This window comes from Pseudomonas triticicola (assembly GCF_019145375.1).
GTDB lineage: Bacteria > Pseudomonadota > Gammaproteobacteria > Pseudomonadales > Pseudomonadaceae > Aquipseudomonas > Aquipseudomonas triticicola.
In genome coordinates this window covers 393159-411495 of the sequence record NZ_JAHSTX010000001.1, presented here as the reverse complement: position 1 = coordinate 411495, position 18337 = coordinate 393159, and the positions used below count along the sequence as shown (strand labels likewise).

The window sequence follows — 18337 nt, the reverse complement described above, 5'->3', positions numbered from 1 at the left end:
GCAAAGCGAGGTCGAACCCCAAGGGCGACCATTCTGCGCCTAACAATCGCTGTGGCTCAACCCCCGGCCCTTGCCGCGCTTGATTGGCGGGGTTTTGCGGTCAACAATCGAGCCGATGGAACCACCCGGGCCGATGCCGGCCTAAATTGCGCCAACAGACCAACAGGAGTGTGCACGATGAGCCGTATCGAAACCGACAGCCTGGGCCAGATCGAGGTCCCGGACGACGCTTACTGGGGTGCTCAGACGCAACGCTCGCTGATCAACTTCGCCATTGGTCAGGAACGCATGCCGCTACCGGTGCTGCACGCCCTGGCGCTGATCAAGAAAGCCGCCGCACGGGTCAACGACCGCAACGGCGACCTGCCCGCCGACATCGCCCGCCTGATCGAACAGGCCGCCGATGAAGTGCTCGCCGGCGAGCATGACGAGCAGTTCCCGCTGGTGGTCTGGCAGACCGGCAGCGGCACCCAGAGCAACATGAACGTCAACGAAGTGATCGCCGGTCGCGCCAACGAACTGGCCGGCAACCCGCGCGGCGGCAAGTCGCCGGTGCACCCGAACGATCACGTCAACCGCTCGCAAAGTTCCAACGACTGCTTCCCTACCGCCATGAGTATCGCCACCGCCAAAGCGGTGCAGGAACAACTGCTGCCGGCGATTGCCGAGCTGTCCGGCGGCCTCGCTGAGCTGGCGGCGCGGCACATGAAACTGGTGAAGACCGGGCGCACGCACATGATGGACGCGACGCCGATCACCTTCGGTCAGGAATTGTCCGGCTTCATCGCGCAACTGGATTACGCCGAGCGCGCGATTCGTGCCGCGCTGCCGGCGGTTTGCGAACTGGCTCAGGGCGGCACCGCCGTTGGTACCGGTTTGAATTCACCGCACGGCTTCGGTGAGGCGATTGCCGCTGAACTCGCAGCATTGTCCGGTTTACCGTTCGTCACCGCACCGAACAAGTTCGCTGCACTGGCCGGCCATGAGCCGCTGGTGACCCTGTCCGGCGCGCTGAAAACCCTCGCCGTGGCGCTGATGAAGATCGCCAACGACCTGCGCCTGCTGGGCTCAGGTCCTCGCGCAGGTTTCGCTGAAGTGAAGCTGCCCGCCAACGAACCGGGCAGTTCGATCATGCCCGGCAAGGTCAACCCGACCCAGTGCGAAGCGCTGTCGATGCTCGCATGCCAGGTGCTCGGCAACGATGTGGCGATCGGTTTTGCCGCCAGTCAGGGGCACTTGCAGTTGAACGTGTTCAAACCGGTGATCATCCACAACCTGCTGCAATCGATCCGTTTGCTGGGAGACGGCTGCAGCAACTTCCAGCAGCACTGCATCGCCGGGCTCGAACCGGATGCCGAGGTCATGGCCAAGCATCTGGAACGTGGGCTTATGCTGGTGACCGCGCTGAACCCGCACATCGGTTATGACAAGTCGGCGGAGATCGCGAAGAAGGCTTACAGCGAAGGGCTGACTTTGCGCGAGGCGGCGTTGCAGCTGGGTTATCTGACTGATGAAGAGTTCGATGCCTGGGTGCGCCCGGAGAACATGATCGAGGCTGGGGCCAAGGGCTGAAATCTTCAGCGCCTGGAAGTCAGCCTTCGCGAGCAAGCTCGCTCCCACAGTGGACTGCATTCTCATGCTGGGAATGCGCAAAAATGTGGGAGCGAGCTTGCTCGCGAATGCGGCCGGCGCGGTTCAACTGGCTGCCATCTTCATCCGACGCGCCTTCAACCCTGCAATCAACGATGGCCCCAACGCCACCAGCGCCGAACCCAGCACCACCAGCACCGCCCCGCCATAGCCCAGCGCATTGATCTGCTCGGCATGCACGTACTCCGGCCAGATCCGCGCCGCAACCGCCACCGCCACAAACGTCACCAGCGGCGTGATTGCCAATGTTGCGCTGACCCGCGATGCTTCCCAATGCGCCAGTGCTTCGGCGAATGCGCCGTAGGCGATCAAGGTGTTCATGCAGCACGCCAACAGCAGCCAGCCCTGCAACGGGCTCAGATTCAGCGCTTCAAGCGGATGCACCCACGGCGTCAGCAATAGCCCGCAGAACAGATAGATCACCATCATCACCTGCAACGAATTCCACACCGTCAGCAATTGCTTCTGGCCCAGCGCATAGAAGGTCCAGACCGTCGACGCCAGCAGCACCAGCAGCACGCCGGCGGTGTAGTCGGACAGCGAGGTCAGCAGCTCCGCCAGGCGCTGATTGAAGAACAGGCCGAAGCCGATCAGCAACACCAGCAAGCCGATGCCCTGGCCAATGCTGAAGCGCTCCTTGAACACGAACAGACTGGCGATCAGCAGCATGATCGGCCCCATTTGCACCACCAATTGCGCGGTGCCGGGGCTGAGCAGGTTGAGGCCCATCAGATACAACACGTAATTGCCGACCAGCCCCAGCACCGCCATCAGCACCAGCCAGCCACCCTTCGGCCCGAGCACCTTGCGACTTGGCAGGCGCTTGACCGACGCCAGATAGATGAACAGGCAGCCACCGGACACCATCAGGCGAAACCAGGTCACCGTGACCGGGTCCATCACCTGCAATACCTGTTTGAGCTTGATCGGCAGGATGCCCCACAGAAACGCGGTCAGCAGCGCCAGGAACAGTCCGTACACCCAGCGCCCCGATGAAATGTGCATGCGAACCCCAAAAGCCTGCTGACAAGAGCACTCATTCTAGGCGTCCGGCTGCGTACAACACAGGGACAGTTACCGCCAGGCCGCGAATGAAACTGTGCAGGTCGCAGCAGTAAACCGGCGCGCCGCCGTTGATCGGCCGGGCAGGCGCGCCAAGTGCTTCAGGCATAAGCTGATTGCAGACTTTTCAACGCATTGATCAGGGAGACCGACATGTACGCCATGCGCGCCGAGGACAGCGCCCCCGCCACCCGTTTTCGCAGCGACCGCGTGTGTCGGGTCAATGGCGAGCTGTATTTCAGCACCCGGGAAAATACCCTCGAAGGGCCGTATGACAGTCAGGTGATCGAGCGGGAGATTCAGGCATATATTGCGCGAATGCAGCGGCAGGGTTCCAGCCGCTGAACCGCGGCGCTGCCTTCGCGAGCAGGCTCGCTCCCACAGGGGAATACCGTCACCTGTGGGAGCGAGCCTGCTCGCGAAGGGGCCTGAACAGGCAACCAATCCTTTAGCGCACCGCCTCAAACAACCCGCTCGCCCCCATCCCGCCACCCACGCACATGGTGACGATGCCGTAGCGCAGATTGCGCCGCTGCAATTCCCGGATCAAATGCCCGACCTGACGCGAGCCGGTCATGCCGAACGGGTGGCCGATGGAAATCGAGCCGCCATTGACGTTGTACTTGTCGTTGTCGATCTCCAGCCGGTCGCGGCTGTAGAGACACTGCGAAGCGAACGCCTCGTTCAATTCCCACAGATCGATATCCGCCACTTGCAGGCCCTTGGCCTTGAGCAGTTTCGGCACCGAGAACACCGGGCCGATGCCCATTTCGTCCGGCTCGCAGCCGGCGACGGTGAAGCCACGGAATAACGCTTTCGGCTTGAGCCCCAACTCCAGCGCTTTATCCAGGCTCATCACCAGTGTCATCGAGGCACCGTCGGACAGCTGCGAGGAATTGCCCGCCGTCACCGAACCGTCGTCGGCGAACACCGTTTTCAAACCGGCAAGGCTTTCGTACGTGGTGTCCGGGCGGTTGCAGTCGTCGCGCTCGACGACGCCGTCGACAATCTGCACTTCGCCGCTGTTCTTATCCTCGACCCGGTATTTCACCGCCATCGGCACGATTTCATCATCGAACAAACCCGCAGCCTGGGCCTGGGCCGTGCGGATCTGGCTTTGCAGCGCATAGCGATCCTGCGCTTCGCGGCTGACGCCGTAACGTCGTGCCACCACTTCGGCGGTCTGGCCCATGGTGTAGTAGATGCCGGGAGTCTGTTGCTTGAGCAGCGGGTTGATCAGGTGATCGGTGTTGACGCTTTTCAGGGTCAGGCTGATCGACTCGACGCCGCCGGCAACGATGATGTCGCTGCAACCGGAGGCGATCTGGTTGGCGGCAATCGCAATCGCCTGCAAGCCCGAGGAACAGAAACGGTTGAGGGTCATGCCGGCGGTGCCGGTGCCCAGGCGCGAAAGCACCGCGACGTTGCGGCCGATGTTGTAGCCCTGCGCGCCCTCGTTGGAGCCGGCGCCGACGATGCAGTCCTCGACGCTGGCCGGGTCGATATCGTTGCGGGTCAGCAGCGCATTGACGCAGTGGGCCGCCATGTCATCGGGGCGGGTCTGGTTGAACTTGCCGCGAAAGGATTTGGCCAGGCCGGTCCGCACGCTGTCGACGATCACCACTTCACGCATGGCATACCTCATTGTTGTTGTCGGTTGAGAGTGGACCTGAGCATAAGTCCACCTTCTTGCCGACCGCGAGGATCATTCATCCGGCGTATGCGCGGCCATCGCTTCAATCCTTGTGCTTTTTGGCCTTCTTGTCGGATTTCTCGAACGCGTCTTCCAGCGCGCGGTTGATGGTGCGCAACACTTTCACCCGTGCCCAGCGTTTGTCATTGGCCTCGACCAGCGTCCACGGCGCGATCTCGGTGCTGGTGCGATCGACCATGTCGCCGACCGCCCGGCGATAGTCGTCCCACTTTTCCCGGTTGCGCCAGTCGTCCTCGGTAATCTTGAAGCGCTTGAAGGAAATTTCTTCGCGCTCCTGAAAGCGCTCCATCTGCGTGTCCTTGTCGATAGCCAGCCAGAACTTGACCACGATGACTCCGGCGTCGGCCAGTTGCTCTTCGAAGTCGTTGATTTCGCCGTAGGCGCGCAGCCAGTCGGCCGAGGTGCAGAAGCCTTCGATCCGCTCGACCAGGACCCGCCCATACCAGGAGCGGTCGAACACGGTGAATTTGCCCCGCGCCGGAAGGTGTCGCCAGAACCGCCACAGGTAGGGTTGCGCGCGCTCTTCTTCGGTCGGCGCGGCGATCGGCACGATGCTGTACTGACGCGGATCGAGCGCGGCTGCTACGCGGCGAATCGCCCCGCCCTTGCCCGCCGCGTCGTTACCCTCGAACACCGCGACCAGCGCATGGCGGCGCATGCGTTTGTCGCGCATCAGCCCGGACAGACGCGCCTGTTCGGTGATCAGTTGTTCTTCATAGTCTTTCTTGTCCAGACGCTGGGTCAGATCGAGGCTGTCGAGCAGGTTCAACTGATCGACCGGCGTGCCCAGCGGCGCGGCACTGACTTCGTGGGGATTGACGTCGGCACGCTTGAGCGCACTTTGCAGGCCTTCGAGGAGAATCTTGCCCACAGCCAGGCTGCGGTAATTGGCATCGACGCCTTCGATGACATGCCACGGTGCGTAATCACGGCTGGTGCGGCGCAACACCCGCTCGCCATATTTGACGAATTTGTCGTAAGTCTGTGATTGCTGCCAGTCCAGCGGACTGATGCGCCAACTGTGCAACGGGTCGTCGGCCAGCGATTTGAGCCGCGCTTTCATTTGCTTCTTGGACAGGTGAAACCAGAACTTGAAGATCAGCGCGCCTTCATCGCAGAGCATTTTTTCCAGACGCTCGGCGCCGGCGATGGCCTGGTCCAGACGCGGATCCTTGAACAACCCATGCACCCGCCCCTGGAGCATCTGGCTGTACCAGTTGCCGAAGAACACGCCCATCCGCCCCTTGGCCGGCAGCATGCGCCAGTAGCGCCACGCCGGTGGCCGCGCCAGTTCTTCATCGGTTTGCTGGTCGAAGGTGCGCACTTCGATCAGGCGCGGGTCCATCCACTCGTTGAGCAGCTTGACCGTCTCGCCCTTGCCCGCCCCTTCAATGCCGTTGATCAGGATGATCACCGGAAAGCGCTTCTGCTGCTGCAACTCGAACTGCGCTTCCAGCAAGGCTTCACGCAGCGCAGGGACGGCCGCCTCGTAAGTGTCTTTGTCGATGGCGTGACCGATTTCAGCGGATTCAAACATGGGACGGCTCCTTCCAGGGTTCAGCAAGACTAGCGGATTGGGCACGGGCGCAGGGCAGAAAATTCCCATGAACTCAGGACGGGATGAGAACTTTGTGTGAGGGGATTTATCGTTGACTGGCTGTGCAGTAGTCGCAGATCCGGGAAGTGCGGTTTGGATCGGGAAAACGGGGTGGATGGTTTTGGGACTGCTGCGCAGTCCAGCGGGGATAAATCCCCTCGCCACAGGGTTCTTTTCATCGCGAGTCCTGTGCTGGATCAGGCAGTACCGGCGCGATCGGCTAGAATGGCCGCCTTGTGTTTGCCGAGCCTGCCATGAAAGCCGAAATGCCCCACGCCCAACTCGACTGGGACGACCAGGGACGCCCACGTTCGCGGGTGTTCGATGACGTGTATTTTTCCGACCAGTCGGGGCTGGAGGAAACCCGTTACGTGTTTCTTGAGCAGAACCGTCTGGCCGAGCGCTTTGCTGCGCTGCCGGCGAATGGTCGGCTGGTCATTGGCGAAACCGGCTTCGGCACCGGGCTGAATTTTCTCTGCGCCTGGCAGCTGTTCGAACAGCACGCTGTTGCCGGCGCGCGTTTGCATTTTGTCAGCGTCGAGAAGTACCCGCTGGCGCCTGCGGATCTGCGTCGGGCCTTGGCACTGTGGCCGGAACTCAAGCCGTTGGCGGATCAGTTGCTGAGGCATTACGTGGCGATTCATCAAGGCTTTCAGCGCATCACTCTGGCCAACGGCCGCGTGACGCTGACCTTGCTGATCGGCGATGCGCTGGAGCAACTGCCGCAACTCGATGCACAGATCGACGCATGGTTTCTCGACGGTTTCGCTCCGGCGAAAAACCCGGACATGTGGACGGCGGAGCTGTTCGTCGAACTGGCGCGCCTGGCTGCGCCGGGCTCGACTATCAGCACCTTCACCAGCACCGGTTGGGTAAGGCGTCTGCTCAACGCTGCCGGGTTCAAGATGAAGCGCACGCCGGGCATTGGCCACAAGTGGGAAATCCTGCGTGGCGAATTTCTCGGCTGGCCCGCCGAGGTGACGGCGCCAATGCCGGTTAAACCCTGGTTCGCCCGCCCTGCTCCGTTGCGCGGTGAGCGCCGGGCGCTGGTGATCGGCGCCGGTCTGGCTGGCTGCGCGACGGCGTCGAGTCTGGCGGCGCGCGGCTGGCAGGTGAGTCTGCTCGAGCGTCACGCGGCGGTGGCGCAGGAAGCGTCCGGCAACCCGCAAGGCGTGCTCTATCTCAAGTTGTCCGCCCATGGCACGGCGTTGTCGCAGTTGATCGTCAGCGGCTTCGGCTACACCCGGCGCCTGCTGGAAAGCCTGCAACGCGGCAGCGACTGGGATGACTGCGGCGTGCTGCAATTGGCGTTCAATGCCAAGGAAGCCGAGCGCCACGGGCAACTGGCGGCGGCGTTTCCTGAAGATCTCTTGCAGTGGCTGGAACAGCCGCAAGCGCAGGCTCGCGCCGGTGTCGGCGTGGCCCACGGCGGCTTGTTTTACCCCGAAGGCGGCTGGGTGCATCCGCCAGCGCTGTGTCAGGCCCAGGCGATGCACGCCAACATTGAATTGCTCAGCCATCACGAAGCTTTGGAACTGCGCAAAGTCCCTGACCAGTGGCAAGCGTTCGACGGCGAGCGTCTGCTCGCCAGTGCGCCAGTGGTGATCCTGGCCGGAGCTGCCGAAATCAAACGTTTTGCCCAGAGTGCCGAATTGCCGCTCAAGCGCATTCGCGGGCAGATCACGCGTCTGCCTGAAACCGCAGAAAGTCATGCGCTGGCCACCGTGGTGTGCGCCGAAGGCTATGTCGCCCCGGCGCGTCTGGGCGAGCACACCCTGGGCGCGAGTTTCGACTTCAACAGCGACGATCTGACGCCCACGACTGCCGAGCACCAAGGCAATCTGGCGATGCTCGAAGAAATATCCAGCGACCTGCTGACCCGCCTGAACATCAGCGAGCAGCCGCTTGAGAACCTTGAGGGCCGGGCAGCTTTCCGCTGCACCAGCCCCGATTACCTGCCGATTGTTGGCCCGCTCGCCGACCGCGCAGCCTTTGTCCAGACTTACGCGGCGTTGAGCAAGGACGCCCGGCAAGTCCCGGACATCCCCTGCCCGTGGCTCGATGGCCTGTACGTCAACAGCGGCCATGGTTCTCGCGGGCTGATCACCGCGCCGCTGTCCGGCGAACTGCTTGCCGCATGGCTGGACAACGAGCCGCTGCCATTGCCGCGCAGCGTGGCCGAAGCCTGCCACCCCAATCGTTTCGCCTTACGGCAGTTGATTCGCGGCAAGTGAATTTCACGTATCGGGCATTGCACAAATGCCCAGATCCATCAGCCGTATCGCGTCTTCCGTCAGGCTCTTGAACAGCACGTCTTCAGCCTGGTCCTTTTCCAGCTTGAGTGCCTGGTTCTGACTCAAATAATCGCCAGAGGGCAGCGTGTCCTTCTTGTCGAACAGTGCGCTCATCTGTGGGTCGTACAGGTCATCGATCAGCGCAAACTTGCGGACAAATGTGCGTCGCAGATAGTCACGCCAGAACGTGCGCCCCTGCATGTATTCCAGCCATTGCGGGGAAAGTTCGGCGCTCATGACGCGATTTTTTGCCACCTCAAGATCCGCGGCCGTCACGCCACTCTGGGCACTGAACAGCATATCTTTCGGTTGACCGCGCAGCCCCAGCGCATCGGTGAGGCCGATGCGGTAAGCCAGGTTCATTTCCAGCGCATCGACCTTTGGCACCCGGAGCGAATGCTCCCGGGCGATGTCTTCCAGCTTGTCCAGCCGGAACAGGCTGCGGCCCAGTTCCAACAGCGCCTTGGCAGTAACCCTTCGGCCGCTTGCGGCGCGGCTCACCCGCTCGACTTCCACTGCGACTTCAAGGCGACTGAAAACCAGCGCCGCGTTATCGGTGCAGTGAAGCGGATCGGCCGCGATGTCGAGCAGTTGACGACCCAGCGGCTCGTCAGCTTCCGCCGCCTTCAGTACCGCCCAGACACGTCGCTGCATGTCAGCGCTGCCCAGTTTGCCGTCCGCCGTATCGCCCAGTTGCGCCAGCAAAGTGAACAAGCCATCGGCCGTCTGATCGCTACGCAATGCCGCCCAGATGCGCGACTGCTCTGCCCACTCTTCGCCACTGACCTTGGTCAACCAGAGCGAGCGCGCCGTTTGCTCGTTCATCCGTGCGATGTCATCGGCGACATAGTCCATACCGATGCCGAAATTATCGCGATAATTCTCCAGATGCGTTTTGGTCGTTTCGGAAAAGGGATTGAGTCCCAACTTGAGTGCGCCGGTGAAACGGCGTGATTTCTCGAACAACCACTCAGGCAGTTCTGTGATTTTGTTGGCGCTCAGATCCATCAGTTCAATGTGCGCAGAATGATCAAGGCCTCCTGGCAGTTCGGTGATGCCGGTATCGTTCAGCGACAAGCGACGCAGTTGCGACATTCGGCTGAAATCCGGGGTGGCGCCCAACGGATTCTTGTCCAGATTCAGGTAGCGCAGAGTGCTCAACCTGTTCAGCTTCGCCAGGGTCTGCTCGGTGAGCTTGAGCTGATTGTTTGCCAGGCTCAGCCGTTGCAGACGCGGCATGTGCGACAACATTTCAGGCAGCCGGGTGATCGCGTTGCTGCCCAGTTCCAGCGAATCGAGCTGTTTGAAGGTCTTGAGGAAGTACGCAACATCATCACCCAGCGCCATGTTCCGCATCGACAATTGCTCGACATGGTCGAAGCTCACCGACGACGGTAACGTCGGCACCTTACCGATGCGCATGCCGTCAAGGTCGAGGGTACAGAGATTCTTTCCCTCTTCGTTGGTGGCCCAATGAAAGCGTCGAAACGCTTCTTCGATCAGCTCGGCGGCCATTTTCCGACTGTGCCGCGCTTCAGCCAGATCGCCCCCCATGGCTCGCAGCGCGGCACCATCTTCGCTCCAGACAAACAGCGCGTCACGCAGGGTTTGCAGATCCTGACGCAGGGCTTTGATCCGGGTCGCACGGCTCAACGGATCATCACCCAGTTCGTTGAGCAATTGATTGAGCTGCGGCTCGCTCAGACGCGGATAAAGCCTGCGCGCTTTGCGCAGCAGTGTGCGTGAATGAGCTGGCGCGGGGACCTGATCGCCTTGCACACAGGCCGGCTCGACGGGAAGTGATTCCGTAATGCCGCCGCGCAATGCCCGCGCAGTGACCTCGCGTTCGTCGAGGGCAACGTTGAGCAGCTTTTTGCGTAACTGTTGCGTACTGACCTGTCCGGTATCGGCAAACCCGAGTGCTGCCCGCTGACGTGGCGGCAATGCCTTGAGGATGGCCGTGTACAAAGCGTCGGGGCCGGATGCCACCTTGCCCAAGGATTTTTTGTCGCCGCCAAACGCCTCATAGCCCTGCGTGGTTTTCACCAGATAACCGGTATTTTCCGAAGTCGCCGACGCATCGCCGATGTCTTCGAGCATCGGTCCGGTCAAGGCCTTGTCGCGCATTTGCAGACGCAGCTGCGTGTTCCAGCCGCTCAGGCGCGGCAGTAATTTCAGGGCCAGGCTGTCGGTGTCGGCATTGGCCAGCCACGACCAGTGCAACCCGCTCAGCGCCCGGTCAAGCCGCACCTCGGCAATACCGGCCCGAGCCCGCTGTCCCAGCCGCAAGGGCGCGCTCCCGGTCGAGCGCAAGTGCAGGCGCTCGACAGTCGAAGCGCGGTCGATCAGCCTTTGACCATGGCGCGCCGAAATGTCGGCGAAGACCTGGCGTAATTTGCCCAGATCCTGCGCGTCACTGTGGTCATAGCGCTTGTACATCCGCTCGAACGCCGCGCGGTAATCGGATTTGAGCGCAGCACCCAGTTTTCTTGCCAGCCCAGGGGCTTGCGTGCTTTTCGCGACTTTGCCGCCGAGCAAGGCCTCGACTTCATGCTCGTAGAGGCCATCGATGACGGTTTGCAGCAAGCGCCCGAGTGCCAACTGGCCTTGGGTGACCGGCACTCCCAGGGTATCGTCGAGCGTGGTGTTTGCTGGGTAAGTGGTTTCGACGTCTCCCTCATGACCGATGACCTCAAGGTATCGGTCAGTCGGCCAGCCCGGCAGTTGCGTCAAGGCATGCATCTGTTCTTCAAGAGGTTGCTCGGAGTGGATCTCGCCGTTTTCCAGTTCCGTGGTCAACTCACGCAACCGGCGCTCGATGCGCACGCGCTCGACGGTATCGCGCAGGCGTACCGGCAGGCTCAGATTGTCGTTGAAGGTTTCCAGCAAGGTCTGCTGCGAGGTGTTGCTCAGCCGGCGAAGGATGTCCAGATCGCTGTCGGCAAATTCGCTCAACTGCGGATCGATGCGCTTGAGCGTGTAGGCGCTGCTGCCCCATTCTTCGGGCTGTTCAGCGGGGAACCGCCAGCCGCCCTCGACGTGGCGGATCAGTTCCGGAGCATAGGCTTGTGCGCGTACGGGGTGTTCCAGGCGCCAGTGCTGAGTGTCGATATCAAAGTTGCCAGCCAACAGGCGATGCTCGAGGCGGCCGATGGTCTTGTTGCCGATCTGGTAGAACTCCTTTGAACCGGCACCGATGGTGAATCCGGCCGGCAAAGCATGCTCGTACGGGCTCAAATCGGATTTCCACAGGCGTGGTTTGGCGGCCCGACCGAGAATCGCGGTGAACTGCGCGAAGAACTCCGGATGCGCGCGCAGCAGTTTTTTGCCGAGTGTTCCGAGCGCCTTCTGACCGCCGGCAAAAACGCCCATCAATGCGATGTTCTCTACCACACTGAGCAGATGTGACAGCGCTTCCTGATGATCACCGCGACGCCAGTCCTCGACGCCGTCATACACTTCACCGAGCAATTGCCCGACCGCGACGCCCATCATCAATTGCCCCAGGACCGGCACGAACAGCCCCGCCACCGACGCCACGGTCACCCCGCGCTGAACGAAATCCAACAGGCGTTTCTGTCGGATCTCTTCATCGATATCAGCGGTTGGCACCGCCAGTTTGCGCGCGTCGATCTGCAACTTGCCGACATGGCTTTGCACCATGAAATCAAAAAGCGGCACATTGATCGGCCATTGTTCGACGACGCCCAGATCGGGTTTCTCAGCCAACGCCTTGAAGAAGTCCGCCTTGTCATCTTCATCCAGGCTGCCGGCGAAATACCCCTGATATTCCGTGCTCGTGAGTTGTTGCGCGAGGTAGCGCTTGAACGCATTGAAACTCGGGTACTCATACACGGCGCGCTCGGGCTCGCCGGGCATATACACCATGCATCCGTCCTCAGGGTGTTGTTCCACGGAGCGTTTGGAAAATACCACGACGCCCCAAACGCAGCTGTCGAGGATTCTGATGCCCTGCATGATCATCGGGTCTTTGCCGTAGCGCAGGTGTTGCGCCGATGCCACGCCTCCGGCCAGCATCAGATCCTGCAGCATGCGCAAACCTGCTGCGGTGATATCGCCCTTGAGCTCTGCAAGATGAGCGTCCAGCTCCAGCAGCGATTGCTTCAATGCGGCGATATCGCGGGTCATGGCACTGATCGCCACGACTTTGCCGCAGTCTTCACGCAGACCGAACACTTGCTGCAGATGCTCCTGGTATTTCTTGCCCAGATCCAGCTTGCGGCACAACGCTGCGAACGCTGCCGGCGTCAGGTCTTCCACGCCAGCGGGCACACTTTTGATGCGCACCAGACTGCCGGCAGGGAACCCGTCGGCCTGCTCCTCGTCTGCGCTGAAGTTCTGCATGGCTGCCTGCAACAGGCTTTGCGTCGCGTGTTTGACCAAGCCGATATCGGCCTGCTCCGTCGCCTTCACATCGCAGCCACAATCGACGCCGGGCAGGCTGAGCAGATCCTCGCTCACGTCATAGACCGCTGGCCATTTCTCGTTCAGCGCCGCGTTGAGTTCGCTGATGCAGAAGCTGTGCAAGGGTTTGAGCCAAGTCAGATCCTTGTCGACTTTGACTTGCAGGGTGTGCAGTTCACGATTGATTTCGTCCAGCTTGTTCAGCGTGGTCGCAGAAGCCGTGAGCAGATGCGCCGGGAGGCTTTTTTCCAGGCTTTCAGCGGTATCGAGGTCACCGGTCGCAGCGTATAAGGTGCTCAGGACCGAGGCCTGAATCTGTGGATTTGTCTTGTCTTGGTTAAGCATGGCAATAGTCCTTTATTGCGGTTCGAACACTCGACCCTAGCCCTGCCGGGCAGCCAATAACAGTTCAAATTTCTGCGCAAAACCGAGGTAGACCAAACGCTTTTTTGCATGGAAAAAATAGCCCTGCACCACCCCGCACGGAACGTCCACGCGCTTGTACGCTTATGCAAAAAAAGCGTAACGGTAAGTAGGCAAGTCTCGACCCTCGATCCGCGCTGATAGCGTTGCGGCAGGAGGCAGCCAAGTTGGCTTATAACTTATCGATCTAAAACTCCACCTACCGAGACAGGTCAGTTTCTGAGTACCCGCACTTTTCGCGTGGTACGGCTTGACCTTCCCCAACGGAAAAACCGGTAAGGACTTTATGTGCGGATTAGCTGGCGAGTTACGTTTTGATCAACAACCTGCAGACCTTGCAGCGATCGAGAGAATCACCCATCACCTGGCCCCTCGCGGCCCTGACGCGTGGGGCTTCCATGCCCAGGGGCCGATTGCCCTGGGCCATCGACGCCTGAAGATCATGGACCTGTCGGACGGCTCGGCGCAGCCGATGATCGACAGTCAACTGGGCCTGTCCCTGGCGTTCAACGGTGCGATCTACAACTTCCCGGAATTGCGCGCAGAGCTTGAAGCACTGGGTTATGCCTTCTATTCGGGTGGCGACACCGAAGTGCTGCTCAAGGGTTATCACGCCTGGGGCGAGGCACTGCTGCCAAAACTCAACGGCATGTTCGCCTTCGCCATTTGGGAGCGTGATGCCCAGCGCCTGTTCATCGCCCGTGACCGTCTCGGCGTAAAGCCGTTGTACCTGTCGCGCACTGGCCAACGCCTGCGCTTCGCCTCGGCACTGCCGGCGCTGCTCAAGGGCGGCGATATCAACCCGATCCTCGATCCGGTTGCGCTCAATCACTATCTGAATTTCCACGCGGTCGTACCTGCGCCGCGCACGTTGCTGGCCGGTATCGAAAAACTGCCGCCGGCCACCTGGATGCGCGTTGAAGCCGATGGCCGCACCGAGCAGAAAACCTGGTGGACTCTGCCCTACGGCCCGAATGAAGACGAGAAAAACCTCAATCTGGAAGACTGGGTCGATCGCGTCCTCGACGGCACCCGCGAAGCGGTGGCGATTCGTCAGCGTGCGGCAGTGGACGTCGGTGTGTTGCTGTCCGGCGGTGTCGATTCGAGCATGCTCGTCGGCCTGTTGCGCGAAGTCGGTGTAGAGAATCTGTCGACCTTCTCCATCGGTTTCCAGGATGCCGGCGGCGAGCGCGGCGACGAATTCCAGTATTCCGACCTGATCGCCAAGCACTACGGCACCCGCCACCATCAGTTGCGCATCGACGAGAAAGAAATCATCGAGCAACTGCCCGCCGCGTTCCGGGCGATGAGCGAGCCGATGGTCAGCCACGACTGCATCGCTTTCTATCTGTTGTCCCGTGAAGTGGCCAAGCACTGCAAAGTGGTGCAGAGCGGCCAAGGCGCAGACGAACTGTTTGCCGGTTACCACTGGTATCCGCAAGTCGACGGCGCGGCAGATCCATACGCGGCCTACCGCGATGCGTTCTTCGATCGCAGCTACGACGACTACGCGGCGACGGTTCAGCCGAAATGGCTGGTCGACCACGATGCGGCGGGCGATTTCGTCAAACAGCACTTTGCCCAGCCTGGCGCCGATGCTGCCGTGGACAAGGCGCTGCGCCTGGACAGCACGGTGATGCTGGTCGATGACCCGGTCAAACGCGTGGACAACATGACCATGGCCTGGGGCCTGGAAGCGCGTACGCCGTTTCTCGACTATCGACTGGTCGAGCTGTCGGCCCGTGTGCCGGGCAAATTCAAGCTGCCCGATGGCGGCAAGCAAGTGCTGAAAGAAGCTGCGCGCCGGGTCATTCCAAGCGAAGTGATCGACCGCAAGAAAGGCTATTTCCCGGTGCCGGGTCTCAAGCACTTGCAGGGCGACACACTCAATTGGGTGCGCGAGCTGCTGCTGGATCCGAGCCAGGATCGCGGCCTGTTCAACCCGAGCATGCTCGACAAGCTTTTGACTGATCCGCAAGGCCAGCTGACCCCGTTGCGCGGCTCGAAACTGTGGCAATTGGCAGCCCTGAACCTGTGGCTCAGTGAACAAGGAATCTGATTGATGAAACCCCATGCCACGTCCATCAACCAGCGCCTGCTGCGTGGTCAGGCCCCCTCGTATGAACGTTTGCAGGCGCGCCTGGCCGAAGACGGCAGCGAGCCTGCCAGCGCCCCGATTGCCGTGCATTGCGGTTGGGGCCGGCTGCTGATCGGTCATACCTTTCCCGACCCGGCGTCGCTGGCGCAGGAGCTGCTCAACGAGCAGCCCGGCGAACGCGATATCGCCCTGTATGTTGCCGCACCGCAGCAGATTCTCGGCCTCGAGCCGACGCAGCTGTTTCTCGATCCATCCGACACCCTGCGTTTGTGGTTCAGCGATTACCGGCAGGCCACGCGGGTGTTTCGCGGCTTCCGCATTCGTCGCGCGCAGAGCGAAACCGACTGGCAGGGCATCAACCGTTTGTATCAGGCGCGCGGCATGTTGCCGATCGACCCGGAGCTGCTCACCCCCCATCATCAGGGCGGCCCGGTGTACTGGCTGGCGGAAGACGAAGACAGCGGCGCGGTGATCGGCAGTGTCATGGGCCTCAATCATCAAAAAGCCTTCAACGATCCGGAACACGGCAGCAGCCTCTGGTGCCTGGCGGTCGACCCGCATTGCTCGCGCCCCGGCGTCGGCGAAGTGCTGGTGCGACATCTGGTCGAGCACTTCATGAGTCGCGGCCTGGCTTATCTGGATCTGTCGGTGCTGCACGACAACCGTCAGGCGAAAAACCTTTACGCCAAACTGGGTTTCCGCAACCTGCCGACCTTTGCCATCAAGCGCAAGAACGGCATCAACCAGCCGCTGTTTCTTGGGCCGGGGCCTGAGGCGAATTTCAATCCATACGCACGGATCATCGTCGAAGAAGCGCATCGACGCGGCATCGACGTGCAAGTGGATGACGCCGACGCCGGGCTGTTCACCCTCAGCCATGGCGGCCGTCGCGTTCGTTGCCGCGAGTCGCTGAGCGACCTGACCAGTGCGATCAGCATGACCTTGTGCCAGGACAAGAGCCTGACCCACAAGGTGCTCAAAGCCGCCGGCCTGAAACTGCCGGCACAGCAACTGGCGGGCAATGCCGACGACAACCTGGCCTTCCTCGATGAACACCAACGGGTGGTAGTCAAACCTCTCGATGGCGAACAGGGCCACGGCGTCGCCGTGGATCTGCGCACCATCGAAGAAGTGCAGAAGGCCATCGAAACGGCGAAGCAGTTCGACAGTCGCGTGCTGCTGGAGAGCTTCCACGAAGGTCTTGATCTGCGCATCGTAGTGATCGGCTTTGAAGTGGTTGCGGCGGCGATTCGCAAGCCCGCCGAAGTGGTCGGCGATGGTCAGCATTCGATTGGTGCGCTGATCGAAGCGCAGAGCCGCCGCCGGCAAGCGGCCACCAGTGGCGAAAGCAAGATTCCGCTGGACCACGAAACCCAACGCACGCTGCACGCGGCCGGCTACGACTACAGCAGCATCCTGCCGGCCGGCGAGCATCTGTTCGTGCGGCGCACGGCCAACCTGCACACCGGTGGGACGCTGGAAGACGTGACCGACATTCTTCATCCAACGCTGGTCGACGCGGCAGTGCGTGCGGCGCGGGCGCTGGACATTCCAATGGTCGGGCTCGATCTGATGGTGCGGGCGGCGGATCAGCCCGAGTACGTGTTCATCGAAGCCAACGAACGCGCCGGCCTCGCCAACCACGAACCGCAGCCGACGGCGGAACGCTTTGTCGATCTGTTGTTTCCACATAGTCAGCCGGCTGTCTCTTGAACCATCGTTGTTCCGGCTGACGCCTTCGCGAGCAGGCTCGCTCCCACAGGGGAATGCATTCCAAATGTGGGAGCGAGCCTGCTCGCGAAGAGGCCCTGAACGTCACCACCAATTTTCCTCATCGAAACCATCGGTGTGCTCAACCCATCAGGAGTTTCCATGACCATGACCCCACAAATCCCTGAACCGGATCTGGCTTACCTGCAAAAAGTCCTGCTGGAAATGCTCGCCATTCCCAGCCCTACCGGGTTCACCGACACCATCGTGCGCTATGTCGCCGAGCGTCTTGAAGAGCTGGGCATTCCGTTCGAAATGACCCGGCGCGGCACCATTCGCGCGACGTTGAAGGGCAAAAAGAGCAGCCCTGACCGCGCGGTATCGGCGCATCTGGACACCATCGGCGCCGCTGTGCGTGCGGTGAAAGACAACGGTCGCCTGACCCTCGCCCCGGTCGGTTGCTGGTCAAGCCGCTTTGCCGAGGGCAGCCGGGTCAGCCTGTTTACCGACACCGGGGTGATTCGCGGCAGCGTGCTGCCGCTGATGGCGTCCGGGCATGCGTTCAACACCCAGGTCGATGAAATGCCGATCAGTTGGGATCATGTCGAGCTGCGGCTGGACGCCTACTGCACGACCAAAGCCGATTGCGAATCGCTGGGCATTCATGTCGGCGACGTGGTGGCCTTCGATCCGCTGCCGGAGTTCACCGAAAGCGGCCATATCAGCGCCCGCCACCTCGACGACAAGGCCGGTGTTGCCGCATTGCTCGCGGCACTGAAGGCAATTGTCGACAGCGGCCAGGAACTGAACATCGATTGCCATCCACTGTTCACCATCACCGAGGAAACCGGCAGCGGTGCAGCGGCGGCATTGCCGTGGGACGTCAGTGAGTTTGTCGGCATCGACATCGCACCGGTCGCCCCCGGCCAGCATTCCAGCGAACACGCGGTGAGCGTGGCGATGCAGGATTCGGGCGGGCCGTATGACTATCACCTGTCGCGGCATCTGTTGCGTCTGGCCGATGAACACGAATTGCCGGTGCGCCGTGACATGTTCCGCTATTACTTCAGCGATGCGCACTCGGCGGTCACCGCCGGCCACGACATTCGCACCGCCCTGCTCGCTTTCGGCTGCGATGCCACCCACGGCTACGAACGCACGCACATCGACAGTCTGGCGGCGCTCAGTCGCTTGCTCGGCGCGTACATTCTCAGCCCGCCGGTCTTCGCCAGCGATGCGGCGCCGGCCAATGCTTCACTGGATCGTTTCAGCCATCAGATCGAGCATGACACGCAGATGGAAAGCGAAACCCGCGTGCCGCCGGTGGACAGTCTGGTGGGGCAGCGTTCTGACAGTTGAGCCTT

Annotated in this window: 11 protein-coding genes; 6 read left to right on the top strand and 5 right to left on the bottom strand. The window is 61.4% G+C overall.

Annotation, left to right across the window (positions count from 1 at the left end):
- Positions 1–177: 177 nt before the first annotated feature.
- A complete protein-coding gene (locus KVG85_RS01890) occupies positions 178–1572 on the top strand; it encodes a class II fumarate hydratase (protein WP_016770937.1) in 1395 nt (464 codons plus the stop codon).
- 123 nt (positions 1573–1695) lie between these two features.
- On the opposite strand, the gene KVG85_RS01885 is transcribed toward KVG85_RS01890, so the two are convergent.
- Together KVG85_RS01885 and KVG85_RS26040 are read right to left on the bottom strand one after the other, a co-directional pair.
- A complete protein-coding gene (locus tag KVG85_RS01885; protein WP_122691479.1) occupies positions 1696–2655 on the bottom strand; it encodes a DMT family transporter in 960 nt (319 codons plus the stop codon).
- A gap of 31 nt (positions 2656–2686) precedes the next feature.
- Positions 2687–2821, bottom strand: coding sequence for a hypothetical protein (locus KVG85_RS26040; RefSeq protein WP_264083032.1), 135 nt, complete (start codon positions 2819–2821; stop codon positions 2687–2689).
- Between the two features lie 44 nt (positions 2822–2865).
- Here KVG85_RS26040 and KVG85_RS01880 point away from each other — a divergent pair, with 44 nt between their 5' ends.
- Entirely contained in the window at positions 2866–3057 is a 192-nt protein-coding gene (locus KVG85_RS01880; RefSeq protein WP_122603652.1) for a DUF6316 family protein, read from the top strand.
- A gap of 103 nt (positions 3058–3160) precedes the next feature.
- Here KVG85_RS01880 and KVG85_RS01875 read toward each other — a convergent pair whose 3' ends face one another.
- A complete protein-coding gene (locus KVG85_RS01875; RefSeq protein ID WP_122603653.1) occupies positions 3161–4345 on the bottom strand; it encodes a thiolase family protein in 1185 nt (394 codons plus the stop codon).
- Positions 4346–4448: 103 nt separating this feature from the next.
- Complete coding sequence (gene pap, locus KVG85_RS01870) at positions 4449–5963, bottom strand: polyphosphate:AMP phosphotransferase (protein WP_122691478.1); 1515 nt, start codon at positions 5961–5963, stop codon at positions 4449–4451.
- Positions 5964–6277: 314 nt separating this feature from the next.
- On the opposite strand from pap, the gene mnmC reads away from it, so the two are divergent.
- Entirely contained in the window at positions 6278–8257 is a 1980-nt protein-coding gene (gene mnmC / locus KVG85_RS01865; protein WP_217862845.1) for a bifunctional tRNA (5-methylaminomethyl-2-thiouridine)(34)-methyltransferase MnmC2/FAD-dependent 5-carboxymethylaminomethyl-2-thiouridine(34) oxidoreductase MnmC1, read from the top strand.
- A 3-nt stretch (positions 8258–8260) separates the two neighbouring features.
- Here mnmC and KVG85_RS01860 read toward each other — a convergent pair whose 3' ends face one another.
- Entirely contained in the window at positions 8261–13087 is a 4827-nt protein-coding gene (locus tag KVG85_RS01860; RefSeq protein WP_217862844.1) for an NEL-type E3 ubiquitin ligase domain-containing protein, read from the bottom strand.
- Positions 13088–13451: 364 nt separating this feature from the next.
- On the opposite strand from KVG85_RS01860, the gene KVG85_RS01855 reads away from it, so the two are divergent.
- The 3 genes from KVG85_RS01855 to KVG85_RS01845 all read left to right on the top strand — a co-directional run bounded on the left by KVG85_RS01855 (position 13452) and on the right by KVG85_RS01845 (position 18332).
- On the top strand, positions 13452–15224 hold the full coding sequence (locus KVG85_RS01855) for an N-acetylglutaminylglutamine amidotransferase (protein ID WP_217862843.1): 1773 nt from the start codon (positions 13452–13454) through the stop codon (positions 15222–15224).
- A gap of 3 nt (positions 15225–15227) precedes the next feature.
- Positions 15228–16976 (top strand): N-acetylglutaminylglutamine synthetase, encoded by a 1749-nt coding sequence (gene ngg / locus KVG85_RS01850; protein WP_217862842.1) that lies wholly within the window; start codon positions 15228–15230, stop codon positions 16974–16976.
- 165 nt (positions 16977–17141) lie between these two features.
- Positions 17142–18332 carry an osmoprotectant NAGGN system M42 family peptidase gene (locus tag KVG85_RS01845; RefSeq protein ID WP_217864921.1) on the top strand — a complete coding sequence of 397 codons (1191 nt, stop codon included), beginning with the start codon at positions 17142–17144 and terminating at the stop codon, positions 18330–18332.
- Positions 18333–18337 lie beyond the last annotated feature (5 nt).

Coding starts and splice junctions, on each gene's coding strand:
- KVG85_RS01890 (WP_016770937.1), top strand. CDS start 178: ATGAGCCGTATCGAAACCGACAGCCTGGGCCAGATCGAGGTCCCGGAC.
- KVG85_RS01885 (WP_122691479.1), bottom strand. CDS start 2,655: ATGCACATTTCATCGGGGCGCTGGGTGTACGGACTGTTCCTGGCGCTG.
- KVG85_RS26040 (WP_264083032.1), bottom strand. CDS start 2,821: ATGCCTGAAGCACTTGGCGCGCCTGCCCGGCCGATCAACGGCGGCGCG.
- KVG85_RS01880 (WP_122603652.1), top strand. CDS start 2,866: ATGTACGCCATGCGCGCCGAGGACAGCGCCCCCGCCACCCGTTTTCGC.
- KVG85_RS01875 (WP_122603653.1), bottom strand. CDS start 4,345: ATGCGTGAAGTGGTGATCGTCGACAGCGTGCGGACCGGCCTGGCCAAA.
- pap (WP_122691478.1), bottom strand. CDS start 5,963: ATGTTTGAATCCGCTGAAATCGGTCACGCCATCGACAAAGACACTTAC.
- mnmC (WP_217862845.1), top strand. CDS start 6,278: ATGAAAGCCGAAATGCCCCACGCCCAACTCGACTGGGACGACCAGGGA.
- KVG85_RS01860 (WP_217862844.1), bottom strand. CDS start 13,087: ATGCTTAACCAAGACAAGACAAATCCACAGATTCAGGCCTCGGTCCTG.
- KVG85_RS01855 (WP_217862843.1), top strand. CDS start 13,452: ATGTGCGGATTAGCTGGCGAGTTACGTTTTGATCAACAACCTGCAGAC.
- ngg (WP_217862842.1), top strand. CDS start 15,228: ATGAAACCCCATGCCACGTCCATCAACCAGCGCCTGCTGCGTGGTCAG.
- KVG85_RS01845 (WP_217864921.1), top strand. CDS start 17,142: ATGACCCCACAAATCCCTGAACCGGATCTGGCTTACCTGCAAAAAGTC.